The 15,669-nt window shown below is 73.8% G+C and carries 10 protein-coding genes; 3 read left to right on the top strand and 7 right to left on the bottom strand.

Annotated elements, in window-relative coordinates; all coding sequences use genetic code 11:
• Positions 1-57: 57 nt before the first annotated feature.
• The 7 genes from ACGFMM_RS16490 to ACGFMM_RS16520 all read right to left on the bottom strand — a co-directional run bounded on the left by ACGFMM_RS16490 (position 58) and on the right by ACGFMM_RS16520 (position 8,177).
• Positions 58-855 (bottom strand): HpcH/HpaI aldolase/citrate lyase family protein, encoded by a 798-nt coding sequence (locus tag ACGFMM_RS16490; RefSeq protein ID WP_393647021.1) that lies wholly within the window; start codon positions 853-855, stop codon positions 58-60.
• Entirely contained in the window at positions 852-2,096 is a 1,245-nt protein-coding gene (locus ACGFMM_RS16495) for a CaiB/BaiF CoA transferase family protein (RefSeq protein ID WP_393647022.1), read from the bottom strand. The genes ACGFMM_RS16490 and ACGFMM_RS16495 overlap by 4 nt, the downstream gene beginning before the upstream one ends.
• Positions 2,093-3,016: a ribokinase gene (gene rbsK / locus ACGFMM_RS16500; protein WP_393647023.1), complete on the bottom strand. Its 924-nt coding sequence runs from the start codon at positions 3,014-3,016 to the stop codon at positions 2,093-2,095. The genes ACGFMM_RS16495 and rbsK overlap by 4 nt, the downstream gene beginning before the upstream one ends.
• Complete coding sequence (locus ACGFMM_RS16505; RefSeq protein ID WP_393647024.1) at positions 3,013-4,449, bottom strand: ADP-ribosylglycohydrolase family protein; 1,437 nt, start codon at positions 4,447-4,449, stop codon at positions 3,013-3,015. Before ACGFMM_RS16505 ends, rbsK begins: the two co-directional genes overlap by 4 nt.
• A complete protein-coding gene (locus ACGFMM_RS16510) occupies positions 4,446-5,648 on the bottom strand; it encodes an ADP-ribosylglycohydrolase family protein (protein ID WP_393647025.1) in 1,203 nt (400 codons plus the stop codon). The genes ACGFMM_RS16505 and ACGFMM_RS16510 overlap by 4 nt, the downstream gene beginning before the upstream one ends.
• Before the next feature lie 73 nt (positions 5,649-5,721).
• Positions 5,722-7,182: an ADP-ribosylglycohydrolase family protein gene (locus ACGFMM_RS16515; protein ID WP_393647026.1), complete on the bottom strand. Its 1,461-nt coding sequence runs from the start codon at positions 7,180-7,182 to the stop codon at positions 5,722-5,724.
• Positions 7,179-8,177 carry an ADP-ribosylglycohydrolase family protein gene (locus tag ACGFMM_RS16520; protein WP_393647027.1) on the bottom strand — a complete coding sequence of 333 codons (999 nt, stop codon included), beginning with the start codon at positions 8,175-8,177 and terminating at the stop codon, positions 7,179-7,181. Before ACGFMM_RS16520 ends, ACGFMM_RS16515 begins: the two co-directional genes overlap by 4 nt.
• A 244-nt stretch (positions 8,178-8,421) precedes the next feature.
• Between ACGFMM_RS16520 and ACGFMM_RS16525 the strand changes: the two genes are divergently transcribed.
• From ACGFMM_RS16525 to ACGFMM_RS16535, 3 genes are all read left to right on the top strand, one after another.
• Positions 8,422-9,150, top strand: coding sequence for a VIT1/CCC1 transporter family protein (locus tag ACGFMM_RS16525; RefSeq protein ID WP_393647028.1), 729 nt, complete (start codon positions 8,422-8,424; stop codon positions 9,148-9,150).
• A 417-nt stretch (positions 9,151-9,567) separates the two neighbouring features.
• On the top strand, positions 9,568-14,136 hold the full coding sequence (gene gltB / locus ACGFMM_RS16530; protein WP_393647029.1) for a glutamate synthase large subunit: 4,569 nt from the start codon (positions 9,568-9,570) through the stop codon (positions 14,134-14,136).
• Positions 14,129-15,589: a glutamate synthase subunit beta gene (locus tag ACGFMM_RS16535; RefSeq protein ID WP_393647030.1), complete on the top strand. Its 1,461-nt coding sequence runs from the start codon at positions 14,129-14,131 to the stop codon at positions 15,587-15,589. The genes gltB and ACGFMM_RS16535 overlap by 8 nt, the downstream gene beginning before the upstream one ends.
• Positions 15,590-15,669 lie beyond the last annotated feature (80 nt).

A 15,669-nucleotide genomic window follows, 5' to 3' on the forward strand; every position in this document is an offset into this window, starting at 1 on the left:
ACGGGCCGCCGGGGACCGAAGGGTCCCGGGCGGCCCGTCGCCCGTTCTCCGGGCCGGTCAGTCCTGGCGGGCGGCCAGGGTCAGGACGCGGCGGGCGCCCTCGACCACGGCCGCGTCGACGAACCGGCCGTCGGGCAGGGCGAGGGCCCCGCTCTCGGTCTCGGCGGCCTTGACGACCTCCTCGGCGGCCGCGACCTCGTCCGGCGAGGGCAGATAGGCCTGCTCGATGATCGGGAGCTGCCGGGGATGGATCGCGGCCCGGCCGAGGAAGCCCAGACGGCGCCCCCGCGCACAGCTCGCCGCGAGGGACTCCAGGTCGCGGACGTCCGGGTGCACGGACTGCGCCGGCGGCGGCAGGGCCGCCGCGCGGGCCGCGACCACGATCCGGCTGCGCGGCCAGTCGAGCCCCAGGTCCTCGCGCACGCCCAGGTCGGCGCGGAGGTCCGCCTCGCCCAGGGCGATCCCGTGCACCGCCGGATGGGCGCCGGCGATGGCGTACGCGTGCTCCACGGCCAGCGCGGTCTCCAGGAGCGGGTAGAGCGGGACGCCGGGGACGAGCTCGGCGATCCGGCGGATGTCAGTGGCGTGTGCGACTTTGGGAACACGGAAGCCGCCGAGGCCGGGGAGGGAGGCCAGCGGGGGGATGTCGCGCTGTGTGTGGATGCGGACGTGCACCGGGACCGGGTGCGGGTCGGAGAGCAGATCGACGGTGGCGTCGAGGGCGTACGCCTTGCGGTCGGGGGCGACCGCGTCCTCCAGATCCACGATCACCACGTCGGCGCCGGAGGCGAGCGCCTTGCGGACGACCGCGGGCCGGTCGCCCGGGGCGTACAGCCAGGTGAGGGGGAAGCTCATACGGCTCCTCGGCTCCGCAGGCCGGTGATCTCGTCGGGCGTCAGCCCGAGTTCGGCGAGGACCTCGTCGGTGTCCGCGCCGTGCGGGCGGCCGGCCCAGCGGATCGCGCCGGGGGTCTCGGAGAGCCGGAACAGCACGTTCTGCATGCGGATCGGGCCCAGCTCGGGGTCGGGGACCTCGGTGACGGTGTCCAGGGCGCGGTACTGCGGGTCGGCCAGCACGTCCCGGACGTCGTAGACCGGGGCGATCGCCGCCTCGGCCTTGTCGAACGCGGCCAGCGCCTCGTCCCGGGTGTGCCGGGCGATCCAGGAGCCGACCGCCTCGTCGAGGACGTCCGCGTGGGCGGCCCGGCCCGTGCCGTCGGCGAACCACGGCTCGTCGATCAGCTCGGGGCGGCCGACCAGACGCAGCACGCGTTCCGCGATGGACTGCGCGGAGGTGGAGACGGCGACCCAGGAGCCGTCGGACGTGCGGTACGTGTTGCGGGGGGCGTTGTTGCGGGAGCGGTTGCCGGTGCGCGGCTGGACGTAGCCGAGCTGGTCGTACCAGAGGGCGTGCGGGCCGATGACGGCGAGCATCGGCTCGATGATCGCCATGTCGACGACCTGGCCGCGGCCGGTGGCGGTGCGGGCGGTGAGCGCCGTGGTCACCGCGTACGCCGTCGCGAGCGCGGCGACGGAGTCGGCGAGACCGAACGGGGGGAGCGTGGGCGGGCCGTCGGGCTCGCCGGTGATGGCGGCGAAGCCGCTCATCGCCTCGGCGAGGGTGCCGAAGCCGGGGCGGTGGGAGTACGGGCCGAACTGGCCGAAGCCGGTGACGCGGGCGAGGACGAGGCGGGGGTTGACCGTGGACAGCTCCTCCCAGCCGAGGCCCCAGCGCTCCAGGGTGCCGGGGCGGAAGTTCTCGACGACGACGTCGGCGTCGGCGACGAGCCTGAGCAGGGTGTCGCGGCCGCCGGGGGAGGACAGGTCGAGGGTGATGGCGCGCTTGTTGCGGCCGAGCATCTTCCACCACAGGCCCACCCCGTCCTTGGCGGGGCCGTGCCCGCGGGACGGGTCGGGCCTGCGGGGGTGCTCGACCTTGATCACCTCGGCGCCGAAGTCGCCGAGCATCATGGCGGCGAGGGGGCCGGCGAAGAGGGTCGCGAGATCGAGGACCCGCAGACCGTGGAGGGGAGGCTGCGCGGGATGGGGGGCGGCGGCGGACGGGGAGGAGTGGGTGGCGGTCGGGCGGGGGCTCATACGGCGTCGGTCTCCCGGGGGTTGTTCGTGGGGGCGAAGGCGGCGTCGATCTCCGAGCGGTACGGCATCGACGACGAGGCGCCGGGGCGCTGCACGGAGAGCGCGGCGGCGGCCGAGGCCCAGGCGAGCGCCTGGGGGACGGGGCGGCCGTCGCCCAGGGCGACGGCGAGGGCGCCGACGAAGGTGTCCCCGGCGGCGGTGGTGTCCACGGCCCGCACCCGTGGCGCGGGGACGGTGACGGGCGAGGCGCCGCGCGCCGCGTACAGACAGCCGGCCGCGCCGAGGGTGACCACGACCTCGGGCACCTTGTGGAGCAGGGCCTCGGCGGCGGCGTGCGGGTCGGTGAGGCCGGTGAGCGCGGCGGCCTCGTGCTCGTTCGGCACCAACAGGTCGGTGGCGGCGAGGAGTTCGTCGGGGAGCTGCTGCGCGGGGGCGGGGGTGAGGACGGTGCGGACGCCGAGCCCGCGGGCGGTGAGCGCGCCGGCGGTGACGGCGGAGAGGGGGAGTTCGAGCTGGAGCAGCAGGATGTCGGCGGTGGCGATCAGCGCCTCGTCGCCGTGGTCGAGGGAGGTGACGGTGCCGTTGGCGCCGGGGACGACGACGATCGCGTTGCCGCCCTCGTCGTCCACGACGATGTGGGCGGTGCCGGAGGGGCCTTCGGAGGTGCGGAGCAGGTCGGTGTCGACGCCGGAGTGGTCGAGGGCGTCGCGCAGACGGAGACCGAAGTCGTCCGCGCCGACCGCGCCGATCATCGAGACGTCCGCGCCGGCGCGGGCGGCGGCGACGGCCTGGTTGGCGCCCTTGCCGCCGGGCACGGTGCGGAACTCGCGGCCGGTGACGGTCTCGCCGCGGGCGGGGGCCTTCGCCACGTACGCGACGAGGTCCATGTTCGTGCTGCCGAGCACGACGATGCTGGTCATGGGCGTACTGCCTCCTGGAGGGCGAGGTCGGCGGTCAGGTCGGCGAGAGCGTCGAAGCCGATGCCGTCGAAGGACGGGACGGAGGTGGCGAGCCGGTTCTTGAGCGGGGCGGTCCAGCGCTCGGGCAGCCGGTCGGGGTGACCGGCGAGCAGACCGGCGAGCGAGCCGGCGGTCGCGCCGTTGGAGTCGGTGTCCCAGCCGCCGGAGACCGCGGCGCAGATCGAGCGGGTGAAGTCGCCGTCGGCGTGGGTGAGGGCGGCGGCGAGCAGCGCGGCGTTGGGGACGGCATGGACCCAGTGGTACCCGCCGAGGGCGGCGTGCAGCCGGTCCGCGACGGCGTCGAAGTCCGGTGTGGCGCGGGCGGTTTCGATGCCGAGGCGGACGGCGCGGGCGAGCCGGGAGCGGGGCGGTACGACGGACAGGCCCTCGGCCAGGCACCGGTGGACGTCGGCGGCGCCGGTCGCGGCGGCGGCGAGGGCGGCGGCGACGAACATGGCGCCGTACAGGCCGTTCGCGGTGTGGGTGAGGGCGGCGTCCCGGTACGCCTGCTCGGCGGCGGCGCGCGGGTCGCCGGGGTTCGTCCAGCCGTGCACGTCGGCGCGGATCAGTGCGCCGATCCACTCGCGGAAGGGGTTGCGGTGGACGGCGGTGAGCGGGGGCTCGACGCCGTCGAGGAGATTGCGGTAGGCGATCCGCTCGGCCGTGAAGGTGCGGCCGGCGGGGAGTTCGTCGAGCCAGAGCCGGGCGACGTCGGCGGTCGTGAAGGCGCGGCCGTGGCGCTGGAGGAGGAGCAGGTTGAGCAGGGGGTAGTTGAGGTCGTCGTCCTCAGGCATCCCGTCGATGTTCTCGGCGAGGGAGGTGGCGGCGGAGCGGCGGTTCCAGGGGTGGGCGGCGAGGAGCGCCTCCGGGACGCCGCGCTCGGTGAACCAGGTGGTGAGGGGCCAGTTCCCGGCGGACCGGGCGAGTTCCCGGATCGCGTGCAGCGGCAGCTTCTCGACGGGCTTGCCCAGCAGGCAGCCGGCGGCCCGGCCCAGCCAGGCGGCATGCAGGGCGGCGCGGAGCCGGGAGGCCTCCCCCGCCCCGACCCTTACCGACCTTCCGACGGGACCGCCGGTCGTCACCGTCCGGATCTCGGGCCAGGCGGAGGGTTCCTCCGACGACGTCGGGCTCGGGAGAGCCGCCAACTCGGCCAGGACCTCCTCGGCCAGGGGCCGCAGGTCCGGGCGCGGCGTGGGCGAGGCGCCCGCCCGGACCGGGGCCGGCGGGCCGCCGGCCGCCTGCCAGCGGGCGGCCGGCACGCGGGCGTCGCGGCCGTCCTCCTCCGCCTGGCGCAGTTCATGGCCGACGAGGTCCTCCGGCTGGACCCAGGTGACGCGGAGGAAAGCCGGACCGCCCATCGGTCCCGCGTCCTCGGCCCGCCCCGGGACGGTCATCGGTCCGCTTCCGTGAGGAGGGCATAGGTCGACTCGTGGGTGCGGCGGCGGGCGGTGTCCCGGGCGAAGACCTCGTGGGCGACCTCGGCCAGTGCCGTCGCCGGGGCGTGCAGGTCCAGGCGGCTGGCCTCCGCGATCTGCTTCGCCCAGTCCGCCGGGACCGCCGGTTCGCCCCGCAGCGCGCCCACCAGCGCGCCGGCCATCGTGGCGATGGAGTCGCAGTCGCGGCCGTAGTTCACCGCGCCCAGGACCGTGTGCCGGTAGTCGCCGTTGCCGACCAGCAACATGCCGAGGGCCACCGGGAGTTCCTCGATCGCGTGGAGGCGGGAGGGGCGGCGGGCGCCCAGCGACGGGGAGCGGTAGTCCGGGCCCACGGTGTCGAACGGCGCGACCGCCGCCCGCAGCGGGACCAGGGCCGATTCGAAGTCGGTGTGCCGGGCCGCGGCTTCCGCCGCCGCCTCGATCGCCGCGCCCGTGCCGTCCTTCGCGTACTCCAGCGCCGTGTCGACGACCGACCGCGGCGTCGCCCCCGGTGCGCACGCCGCGGCCACCGCCGCCGCGAACACGCCGGCGGCCTCCCGCCCGTACGAGGACTGGTGCGCCCCGGCGACGTCCAGCGCCTCGGCGTACGCACCCGCCGGGTTCGCCGCGTTGACCAGTCCGACCGGTGCCATGTACATCGCCGCACCGCAGTTGACGATGTTCCCGTTGCCCGCCTCGCGCGGGTCGACGTGGCCGTAGTGCAGCCGTGTCACGAGCCACTTCTCGGCGAGGAAGATCCGCTGCAGCGGCAGCGCCTCCGCCTCCAGTTCGGGGATCCAGACCGGTGTGCCGACGAGCTCGGGGACCAGGTGGTCGGCGACCGCGTACGCGTCGAGGTGGTCGCGGACCTTCGTGTACACGCGGATCAGCGCGTGCGTCATCAATGTGTCGTCGGTGACGTGCCCGTCGCCCTTGTGGTACGGCGCGATCGGGCGCGCCGTACGCCAGGCGTCGCCGTTCCAGGGGCCGACGACGCCGGACACGCGCCCGCCGTGGCGCTCCAGGATCTGGTCCGGGGTGTAGCCCTCGACCGGGCCGCCGAGGGCGTCGCCCACGGCGGCGCCGACGAGGCTGCCGGTGACGCGGTCGTCGAGGGTGGGGGAGGGGGAGGTTCTGTCCGGCCGGGGCTCTGTGGGGGTGCTGACCGAGGGTGTCATGCCCGAATTGTCCACCCGGGGCCCCTGGTTGCCCCGGGGAACACGCCCTACGGCCTGATCCGCCGGGCAGGCCTTAGTGCCCCCGGCGGTCCCCGGTGCGCCGGGCGTGGGCGAGGAGTTGGGAGAGCTCCACGAGATCGGTGCCGGCGAGCCGCGGCAGCGCGCAGCCCGCGAGGGTGCGGCAGGCGTCGCGCCAGGTCACCGGGAGCGAGGCGGCGCCGCCGAGCGCGCCGGTGAGCGCGCCGACGAGGGCCGGGGCGGAGTCCGCGACCCGCGACAGGCAGGCCGCGGCCGGCACCGCCGCCGACGCCTCGCCGTGCGCGGCGGTCGCCAGGGCGAGGGCGACCGGCACGGTCTCCGCGGCGGCGATGCCGTAGCTGTAGACGTGGTCGACGATCTGGTGCTCCAGGAGCGGGACCAGCTCGAACGCCGACGCCGCGTCGCGGGCCATCTTCACGGCGTGGCGGCCGTTGCGGCCGATCTCGGTGGCGGGCGGGAGCTGGTCGAGGGCGGCGTCGACGGCGGCGTCGACAGGCGCGCCGCCCAGCGCGGCGGCGACTGCCGCGGCCGTCGCGCGGGCGCCGTGGACGCCGTCGCCGTCCTGGGTGTACCGGGCGTCGAACTCGGCGAGTTCGGCGGCCGCCGCTGGGTCGCCGGGGTGGACCAGGGCGAGGACGGCGGCGCGTACGCAGGCGGCGTCGTCGAAGTAGTGCGGGTTGTCGTGGCCGGTGGCGGGCGGGCGCAGCCCCGCGGCGAGGTTGCCGAGCCCGGCCCGTACCGAGATCCGGGCGCGCAGCGGGAGCACCGCGGACTCGACCTCGGGGGCGCGGTCGGCGGCCGCGGCGACCTGGCCGGCCAGGGAGTTCCAGGCCAGATCGACGGCCGCGCGCAGCCGGTGGGCGGGGGCGAGGCCGTGGAACAGGGGGCCGTCGGAGGCGAGTACCGCCTCGGCGGTGAACACCGCCCACTCGGCGTCGTCGGAGGGGCCGAGGCGGAGCGGCTCGGGAGGCTGGTTGAGGGCGATGGGGACGGGGAGGGTGGTGGTCGCGTTCTGCTCGGCGAAGGTGTCGAGCTCGCGGGTGAGGCGGCGGGTCCACTCGGGCATCCGTGCGGCCCGGTGCCGGGCGGCCGGCCAGCCCGCGGCGTCCCCCGCCGCGATCCCGAGCAGCAGCCCCTCGACGCGGGCGGCGAACCCGGGATCCGGCGAGCGCCGCCCGCCCGGCCCGGCGACCCGGAACCCCGCCCCGAGATACCCGTACGCGGTCCCCGCTCCCTCGTGCGTCCCCTCCCATCCCTCCCCGGGAGCGCGGTACGCGGCGGCGTACTCCCCGACGAGGGCGCCTCCCACCCCGCCGCCCGGCCCGGCGAACGCGTCGAGCACCCCTCGCGCGTCCGCGCCCGCGTACGGCCGGGGGCCCGTGTCGGGCACCGGTCCGGGGTTCCCGTCCTCGTACGGCGACGTGACCGGGCCCGGCTCGGTACCGGCGGGGGCGGGCGGGGTGTCCGTGGTGCTTCTGGGGTCCGTGGTCGTCATGCGGCCTCTTCCTCGTCGGGGGTCAGCAGGTCGGCGATGTCCAGGACGTGGTAGCCGCGCATGGAGGGCAGGCAGCTGCCGGTGACCGGGGCGATGGCCGTGGCCCATGCGTCGGGGATCGCCGAGACGCCGCGGCTCGCGCCCGCGAGGGCGCCCGCCACCGCGGCCGTCGTGTCCGCGTCGCGGCCCATGTTGACGGCGGTCAGGACCGCCGTGCGGAAGTCGCCGCGGGCCGCCGCGTACGCGCCGAAGGCGAGCGCGACCGCCTCCGGCGCCAGGTCCGTCCACGGGTAGCCGCCGATGACCACCGCCGAGCGGACCGTCCGTTCGCGGATCAGCGGGTCCGACTGGAGCCGCTGTGCCGCGACCACCGCGCGCCGCATCGAGCGCGCCGTCCACGAGTCCATCGGCACCACCGACAGCGCCGCCGCGATGACCGACGTCACCGACGCCCCCGCCATCGCCGCCGCGACGCCCGCCGCCACGGCCTGGCCGCCGTAGATGCCCTCGCCGTCGTGGCTGACCGTGCCGTCGATGGCCACCAGACGCGCCGCCTCCGCCGGCCGGCCGGCCGCGAACACCCCGAACGGGGCCGCCCGCATGGCCAGTCCGTCGCTCCACGCGTGGCGGTGCTGCGCCGAGATCGGGGCCGCGAGGCCCCGGCGGAGGTTCTCCAGGGTGCCCCGCTCGCTGAAGCCCGCGCCGCGGAACGGGCCTTCGTCCAGGTCCGCGATCCAGTGGTGCCAGGCCCGTTCGACGTGCGAGACGGTCAGCGCCGAGCCGTGCCGGGCCAGCAGCAGCCCCGAGAAGATCGCGTACTCGGTGTCGTCCGTGCCTGCCGGACTGTCCGTCACGAAGCCTTCGATCCGGCCCCATCGGCGGCGGATCTCCGAGGGCCGCAGGTTCTCGGCCGGCGCCCCGAGCGCGTCCCCGACCGCGAGGCCGAGCAGCGCGCCGCGGGCCCGCTCCCGCAGATCGCATGCCGTCGTCACCATGTCGCCCGCCTTTCCCGTGGATTCGGAGAGTCCGCTCCGCCACGTCGCTCGATCCCTGCCACGCGCGCGGCCGCAGTTGTCCGGAGAAACGTCTCTGTCACCCGGGTGACACCCCGGTCCTGCGGGTCAGGCGGGCCTTACTAAGTACGGCCTGCCTTGCTGGCGGGCCCCTTACATCGGGCGTATTTTCGAAGGGTCGAGGGGCGGCGGGTGAGCCAACCCGCCGGAAAGACAGGGGAGAAGCATGTCCATCATCGAGATCGAGGCGCCGCTCCATGCGGCGCACCGTGACAACCACACCCACCGGGACGTCAACGGCGGCTGGTTGCGGCCGGCCGTCTTCGGTGCGATGGACGGGCTCGTCTCCAACCTGGCCCTGATGACCGGCGTCGCCGGCGGCGCGGTCTCCTCCCAGACCGTCGTGATCACCGGCCTCGCCGGCCTCGCCGCCGGCGCCTTCTCCATGGCCGCCGGCGAGTACACCTCCGTCGCCTCCCAGCGCGAGCTCGTCCAGGCCGAACTGGACGTCGAGCGGCGGCAGTTGCGCAAGCACCCGGTGGACGAGATGGAGGAGCTCGCGGCGCTGTACGTGTCCCGCGGCGTCGAGCCCGCACTCGCCCGCGAGGTCGCCATGCAGCTCTCCCGCGACCCGGAGCAGGCGTTGGAGATCCACGCCCGCGAGGAGCTGGGCATCGACCCCGACGACCTGCCGTCGCCGGTGGTGGCCGCGGTCTCGTCGTTCGGCTCGTTCGCGCTCGGCGCGCTGCTGCCCGTCCTGCCGTACCTGCTCGGGGCCACCGCCCTGTGGCCGGCGGTGCTGCTCGCGCTCGTCGGACTCTTCGGCTGCGGCGCGCTCGTCGCCCGGGTCACGGCGCGCAGCTGGTGGTACAGCGGTCTGCGCCAGCTGCTGCTCGGCGGCGCCGCGGCGGCCGTCACGTACGGGCTCGGCATGGCCTTCGGGGCGGTGCTGTAGCACCCGTCCGGTGCCCGGCGCCTGCCGCTTCCCCTCGTATGTCCGGAAATCCCCCACCTTGCTGTGGGGGATTTTCGCAGGTCAGAGCGCTGTGACGTATCTCCCTGGGCGGTTTCGGCCACACGGTGGGACACTATGCGGAGTGCCACATAGCTAGCCACTAGCGGTTACTCGGCGGTTTCGAAATCATGTCCACCGGGCATGAGCCGAGGGCCGCCGCGGGCAATGAAGCCCGCTCTTGCGACGGGTCGCCGCCGACCCCCGAAATCCCCCTCACCGCAGCCCGCGGTGTCCGCATGTTGGAATGAGCTATCCGCTTCTCGAGAAGCCAGCCATCATGTAACCTGCACGAAATTTCGCGGAGGGCCAACGTCGTCCCTCGGCACTGCACATGCCACGACGACGACGGGAGAGCCGATGCGTTCCGACGCCTGGTCGCCCATGGACGGTCGCCCCGCCCCGCAGGGGATGTACGACCCCCGTAACGAACACGACGCCTGTGGTGTCGGGTTCGTGGCCACCCTGACCGGTGTAGCCAGCCATGAGCTGGTCGAACAGGCGCTGACCGTTCTCCGCAATCTGGAGCACCGCGGCGCCACCGGTTCGGAGCCCGACTCCGGCGACGGCGCCGGCATCCTGTTCCAGGTTCCGGACGCGTTCCTGCGCGAGGTCGCCGGATTCGAGCTCCCCGAGGCCGGCGCGTACGCCGTCGGCATCGCCTTCCTGCCCGCCGACGGCTCCGCACAGGCCGTCGCGCAGATCGAGGCCATCGCCGCGGAGGAGGGCCTGAACGTCCTCGGCTGGCGCGAGGTCCCCGTCGCCCCCGAGCTGCTCGGCGCCTCCGCCCGCTCCACGATGCCGGTCTTCAGCCAGCTGTTCGTCGCGGACGACGCCGGCGAGGCCACCGGCATCGCGCTGGACCGCAAGGCGTTCGTGCTGCGCAAGCGCGCCGAGCGTGAGGCCGGCACGTACTTCCCGTCGCTCTCCGCGCGCACCATCGTCTACAAGGGCATGCTGACCACCGGCCAGCTGGAGCCTTTCTTCCCGGACCTGTCGGACCGCCGCTGCGCCACCGCCGTGGCCCTGGTCCACTCCCGGTTCTCCACGAACACCTTCCCGAGCTGGCCGCTCGCCCACCCGTACCGCTTCGTCGCGCACAACGGCGAGATCAACACGGTCAAGGGCAACCGCAACTGGATGCGCGCCCGCGAGTCGCAGCTCGGCTCCGAGCTGTTCGGAGCGGACAAGAGCATCGAGCGGATCTTCCCGGTCTGCACCCCGGACGCCTCCGACTCCGCCTCCTTCGACGAGGTCCTGGAGCTGCTCCACCTCGGCGGCCGCTCGCTGCCGCACAGCGTCCTGATGATGGTCCCCGAGGCGTGGGAGAACCACGACTCCATGGACCCGGCCCGGCGCGCCTTCTACCAGTACCACTCCACGATGATGGAGCCCTGGGACGGCCCGGCCTGCGTCACCTTCACCGACGGCGTCCAGGTCGGCGCGGTCCTCGACCGCAACGGTCTGCGCCCCGGCCGCTACTGGGTCACCGACGAGGGCCTCGTCGTGCTCTCCTCCGAGGTCGGCGTCCTCGACATCGACCCCGCCAAGGTCGTCCGCAAGGGCCGCCTGCAGCCCGGCAAGATGTTCCTCGTCGACACCGCCGAGCACCGGATCATCGAGGACGACGAGATCAAGGCCGGCCTCGCCGCCGAGAACCCGTACGCGGAGTGGCTGGAGACCGGGGAGATCGAGCTCTCCGACCTCCCCGAGCGCGAGCACGTCGTGCACACCCACGCCTCGGTCACCCGCCGCCAGCAGACCTTCGGCTACACCGAGGAAGAGCTCCGCGTCATCCTCGCGCCGATGGCCCGCACCGGCGGCGAGCCGCTCGGCTCCATGGGCACCGACTCGCCGATCGCGGCCCTGTCCCAGCGCCCGCGGCTGCTCTTCGACTACTTCACCCAGCTGTTCGCGCAGGTCACCAACCCGCCGCTGGACGCCATCCGGGAGGAGCTGGTCACCTCCCTGCGCTCGTCCCTCGGCCCCCAGGGCAACCTGCTCGACCCGACCGCGGCCTCCTGCCGCTCGGTCACCCTGCCCTTCCCGGTGATCGACAACGACGAGCTGGCCAAGCTCATCCACATCAACGCCGACGGCGACATGCCCGGCATGAAGGCCGTGACCCTGTCCGGCCTGTACCGGGTCTCCGGCGGCGGCGACGCCCTCGCGGCCCGCATCGAGGAGATCTGCGCCGAGGCCGACGCCGCCCTCGAGGACGGCGCCCGCCTGATCGTGCTGTCCGACCGGCACTCCGACGCCGAGCACGCGCCGATCCCGTCGCTGCTGCTCACCGCGGCCGTCCACCACCACCTCATCCGCACCAAGCAGCGCACCAAGGTGGGTCTGCTGGTCGAGGCCGGCGACGTCCGCGAGGTCCACCACGTGGCCCTGCTCATCGGCTTCGGCGCCGCCGCGGTCAACCCGTACCTGGCCATGGAGTCCGTCGAGGACCTGGTCCGGGCCGGCGCGTTCATCACGGACACCGAGCCCGAGCAGGCCATCCGCAACCTGATCTACGCCCTCGGCAAGGGCGTCCTGAAGGTCATGTCCAAGATGGGCATCTCGACCGTCGCCTCCTACCGCGGCGCCCAGGTCTTCGAGGCCGTCGGCCTCGACAGTGCCTTCGTCGAGAAGTACTTCGACGGCACCGCCAGCAAGATCGGCGGCGCCGGCCTCGACGTCGTCGCCCAGGAGGTCGCCGCCCGCCACGCCAAGGCGTACCCCGCCTCCGGCATCGCCCCGGCGCACCGCGCGCTGGACATCGGCGGCGAGTACCAGTGGCGCCGCGAGGGCGAGCCGCACCTGTTCGACCCGGAGACGGTCTTCCGCCTGCAGCACGCCACGCGCAACAAGCGGTACGACGTCTTCAAGCAGTACACCTCGCGCGTCGACGAGCAGTCCGAGCGCCTGATGACGCTCCGCGGCCTGTTCGGCTTCACCTCCGACCGCCCGTCGATCTCCGTCGACGAGGTCGAGCCGGTCTCTGAGATCGTCAAGCGGTTCTCCACCGGCGCCATGTCGTACGGCTCCATCTCCCGCGAGGCGCACGAGACGCTCGCCATCGCCATGAACCAGCTGGGCGGCAAGTCCAACACCGGCGAGGGCGGCGAGGACCCGGACCGCCTGTACGACCCGGCGCGCCGCTCCTCGATCAAGCAGGTCGCCTCCGGCCGCTTCGGCGTGACGTCCGAGTACCTGGTCAACGCGGACGACATCCAGATCAAGATGGCGCAGGGCGCCAAGCCCGGCGAGGGCGGCCAGCTGCCCGGCCACAAGGTCTACCCGTGGGTCGCCAAGACGCGTCACTCGACGCCCGGCGTCGGCCTGATCTCCCCGCCGCCGCACCACGACATCTACTCCATCGAGGACCTGGCCCAGCTGATCCACGACCTCAAGAACGCCAACCCGGCGGCCCGCATCCACGTGAAGCTGGTCTCCGAGGTCGGCGTCGGCACGGTCGCGGCCGGCGTGTCCAAGGCCCACGCGGACGTCGTGCTCATCTCCGGCCACGACGGCGGTACGGGCGCCTCCCCGCTGACCTCGCTGAAGCACGCGGGCGGCCCCTGGGAGCTCGGCCTCGCCGAGACCCAGCAGACGCTGCTGCTCAACGGCCTGCGCGACCGGATCGTCGTCCAGACCGACGGCCAGCTGAAGACCGGCCGCGACGTCGTCATCGCCGCGCTGCTCGGCGCCGAGGAGTTCGGTTTCGCGACCGCGCCGCTCGTCGTCTCCGGCTGCGTCATGATGCGCGTCTGCCACCTGGACACCTGCCCGGTCGGCATCGCCACCCAGAACCCGGTGCTGCGCGACCGGTTCTCCGGCAAGGCCGAGTTCGTCGTCAACTTCTTCGAGTTCATCGCCGAGGAGGTCCGCGAGCTCCTCGCCGAGCTGGGCTTCCGCACCCTCGAGGAGGCCGTCGGCCACGCCGAGCTGCTCGACACGAGCCGCGCCGTGGACCACTGGAAGGCGCAGGGCCTGAACCTGGAACCGCTGTTCCACGTCCCCGAGCTGCCCGAGGGCGCGGTCCGCCACGCCCTGGTCGAGCAGGACCACGGTCTGGAGAAGGCCCTCGACAACGAGCTGATCGAGCTCGCCGCCGAGGCCCTGGGCGCCGCCTCCGCCGAGGACGCCCAGCCGGTCCGCGCCCAGGTCCCGATCCGCAACATCAACCGGACCGTCGGCACCATGCTCGGCCACCACGTGACGAAGAAGTTCGGCGGCGCGGGCCTGCCCGCCGACACCGTCGACATCACGTTCACCGGCTCCGCGGGCCAGTCGTTCGGCGCGTTCCTGCCCGCCGGTGTCACCCTGCGCCTGGAGGGCGACGCCAACGACTACGTCGGCAAGGGGCTGTCCGGCGGCCGCGTGATCGTCCGCCCGGACCGCGGCGCCGACCACCTGGCCGAGTACTCCACCATCGCGGGCAACACCATCGCGTACGGCGCGACCGGCGGCGAGCTGTTCCTGCGCGGCCGCACCGGCGAGCGCTTCTGTGTCCGCAACTCCGGCGCGCTGGTGGTCTCCGAGGGCGTGGGCGACCACGGCTGCGAGTACATGACCGGCGGTACGGCGGTCGTCCTCGGCGAGACCGGCCGCAACTTCGCGGCCGGCATGTCCGGCGGCGTCGCGTACGTGATCGACCTCGACCGGGACAACGTCAACTCCGGCAACCTGGGCGCGGTCGAGGCCCTGTCGGACTCCGACAAGGCGTGGCTGCACGACGTCGTGCGCCGCCACCACGAGGAGACCGGCTCGACCGTCGCCGAGAAGCTGCTCGCCGGCTGGGACACCGCCGCGGACCGCTTCAGCAAGATCATCCCCACCACGTACAAGGCAGTGCTCGCCGCCAAGGACGCCGCTGAGCTCGCCGGCCTCTCCGAGCAGGAGACCACCGAGAAGATGATGGAGGCGGCGACCCATGGCTGACCCCAAGGGCTTCCTGACCACCGGGCGCGAGGTCGCCGAGACCCGCCCCGTGGGCGAGCGCGTCAGGGACTGGAACGAGGTCTACGTCCCCGGCTCCCTGCTGCCGATCATCAGCAAGCAGGCCGGCCGCTGCATGGACTGCGGCATCCCGTTCTGCCACAACGGCTGCCCGCTCGGGAACCTCATCCCGGAGTGGAACGACTACGCCTACCGCGAGGACTGGGCGCAGGCGTCGGAGCGGCTGCACGCCACCAACAACTTCCCGGAGTTCACCGGGCGGCTGTGCCCGGCGCCGTGCGAGTCCGCGTGCGTGCTCGGCATCAACCAGCCGGCCGTCACCATCAAGAACGTCGAGGTCTCCATCATCGACAAGGCGTGGGACGGCGGCGACGTCAGGCCGCAGGCCCCGGAGCGCCTGTCCGGCAAGACCGCCGCGGTCATCGGCTCGGGCCCGGCGGGCCTGGCCGCCGCCCAGCAGCTGACCCGGGCCGGCCACACCGTGGTCGTGTACGAGCGCGCCGACCGCATCGGCGGCCTGCTGCGCTACGGCATCCCCGAGTTCAAGATGGAGAAGCGGCACATCAACCGCCGCATCGAGCAGATGCGCGCGGAGGGCACCAAGTTCCGCACCGGCATCGAGATCGGCCGCGACCTGACGGCGACGGACCTGCGCAAGCGGTTCGACGCGGTGGTCATCGCGGCCGGCGCGACCACCGCCCGCGACCTGCCCGTGCCGGGCCGGGAACTCAAGGGCGTGTACCAGGCGATGGAGTACCTGCCGCTCGCCAACAAGGTGGTCGAGGGCGACTTCGTGACCTCGCCGATCACCGCCGAGGGCAAGCACGTCGTGGTCATCGGCGGCGGCGACACCGGCGCGGACTGCGTCGGCACCGCCCACCGCCAGGGCGCGGCCTCCGTCACGCAGCTGGAGATCATGCCGCGGCCGGGCGAGGAGCGGAACCCGGGCCAGCCGTGGCCGACCTTCCCCATGCTGTACAAGGTCACCTCGGCGCACGAGGAGGGCGGCGAGCGGGTCTACTCCGTCTCCACCACCCACTTCGAGGGCGACGAGGACGGCAACGTCCAGTTCCTGCACCTGGTCGAGGTCGAGTTCGTCGACGGCAAGCTGACCCAGAAGCCGGGCACGGAGCGCAAGATCCCCGCCCAGCTGGTCACGCTGGCGATGGGCTTCACGGGCACGGACGTCGAGAACGGTCTGGTCGGCCAGTTTGGTCTGGACCTGGATGCGCGCGGTAACATCGCCCGTGACGCGGACTTCGCCACCAACGTCGATGGCGTCTTCGTCGCCGGCGACGCCGGCCGCGGTCAGTCGCTGATCGTCTGGGCCATCGCCGAGGGCCGCTCGGCGGCCCGTGGCGTCGACCGCTACCTGACCGGCAGCAGCTCCCTGCCGGCGCCGATCCGCCCGACGGATCGCGCGCTGACGGTCTGACCCGCGACGGTCTGACCGTCCCCTTGATGTCCCGTACAACGACGTGCGGAACTGAACGGCGCTCGCCCTGTCCCCGACCG

The sequence above is a fragment of the Streptomyces sp. NPDC048604 genome (assembly GCF_043199435.1).
Lineage (GTDB): Bacteria > Actinomycetota > Actinomycetes > Streptomycetales > Streptomycetaceae > Streptomyces.

Coding starts and splice junctions, on each gene's coding strand:
- ACGFMM_RS16515 (WP_393647026.1), bottom strand. CDS start 7,182: ATGACGACCACGGACCCCAGAAGCACCACGGACACCCCGCCCGCCCCC.
- ACGFMM_RS16495 (WP_393647022.1), bottom strand. CDS start 2,096: ATGAGCCCCCGCCCGACCGCCACCCACTCCTCCCCGTCCGCCGCCGCC.
- rbsK (WP_393647023.1), bottom strand. CDS start 3,016: ATGACCAGCATCGTCGTGCTCGGCAGCACGAACATGGACCTCGTCGCG.
- ACGFMM_RS16505 (WP_393647024.1), bottom strand. CDS start 4,449: ATGACCGTCCCGGGGCGGGCCGAGGACGCGGGACCGATGGGCGGTCCG.
- gltB (WP_393647029.1), top strand. CDS start 9,568: ATGCGTTCCGACGCCTGGTCGCCCATGGACGGTCGCCCCGCCCCGCAG.
- ACGFMM_RS16525 (WP_393647028.1), top strand. CDS start 8,422: ATGTCCATCATCGAGATCGAGGCGCCGCTCCATGCGGCGCACCGTGAC.
- ACGFMM_RS16535 (WP_393647030.1), top strand. CDS start 14,129: ATGGCTGACCCCAAGGGCTTCCTGACCACCGGGCGCGAGGTCGCCGAG.
- ACGFMM_RS16490 (WP_393647021.1), bottom strand. CDS start 855: ATGAGCTTCCCCCTCACCTGGCTGTACGCCCCGGGCGACCGGCCCGCG.
- ACGFMM_RS16520 (WP_393647027.1), bottom strand. CDS start 8,177: ATGGTGACGACGGCATGCGATCTGCGGGAGCGGGCCCGCGGCGCGCTG.
- ACGFMM_RS16510 (WP_393647025.1), bottom strand. CDS start 5,648: ATGACACCCTCGGTCAGCACCCCCACAGAGCCCCGGCCGGACAGAACC.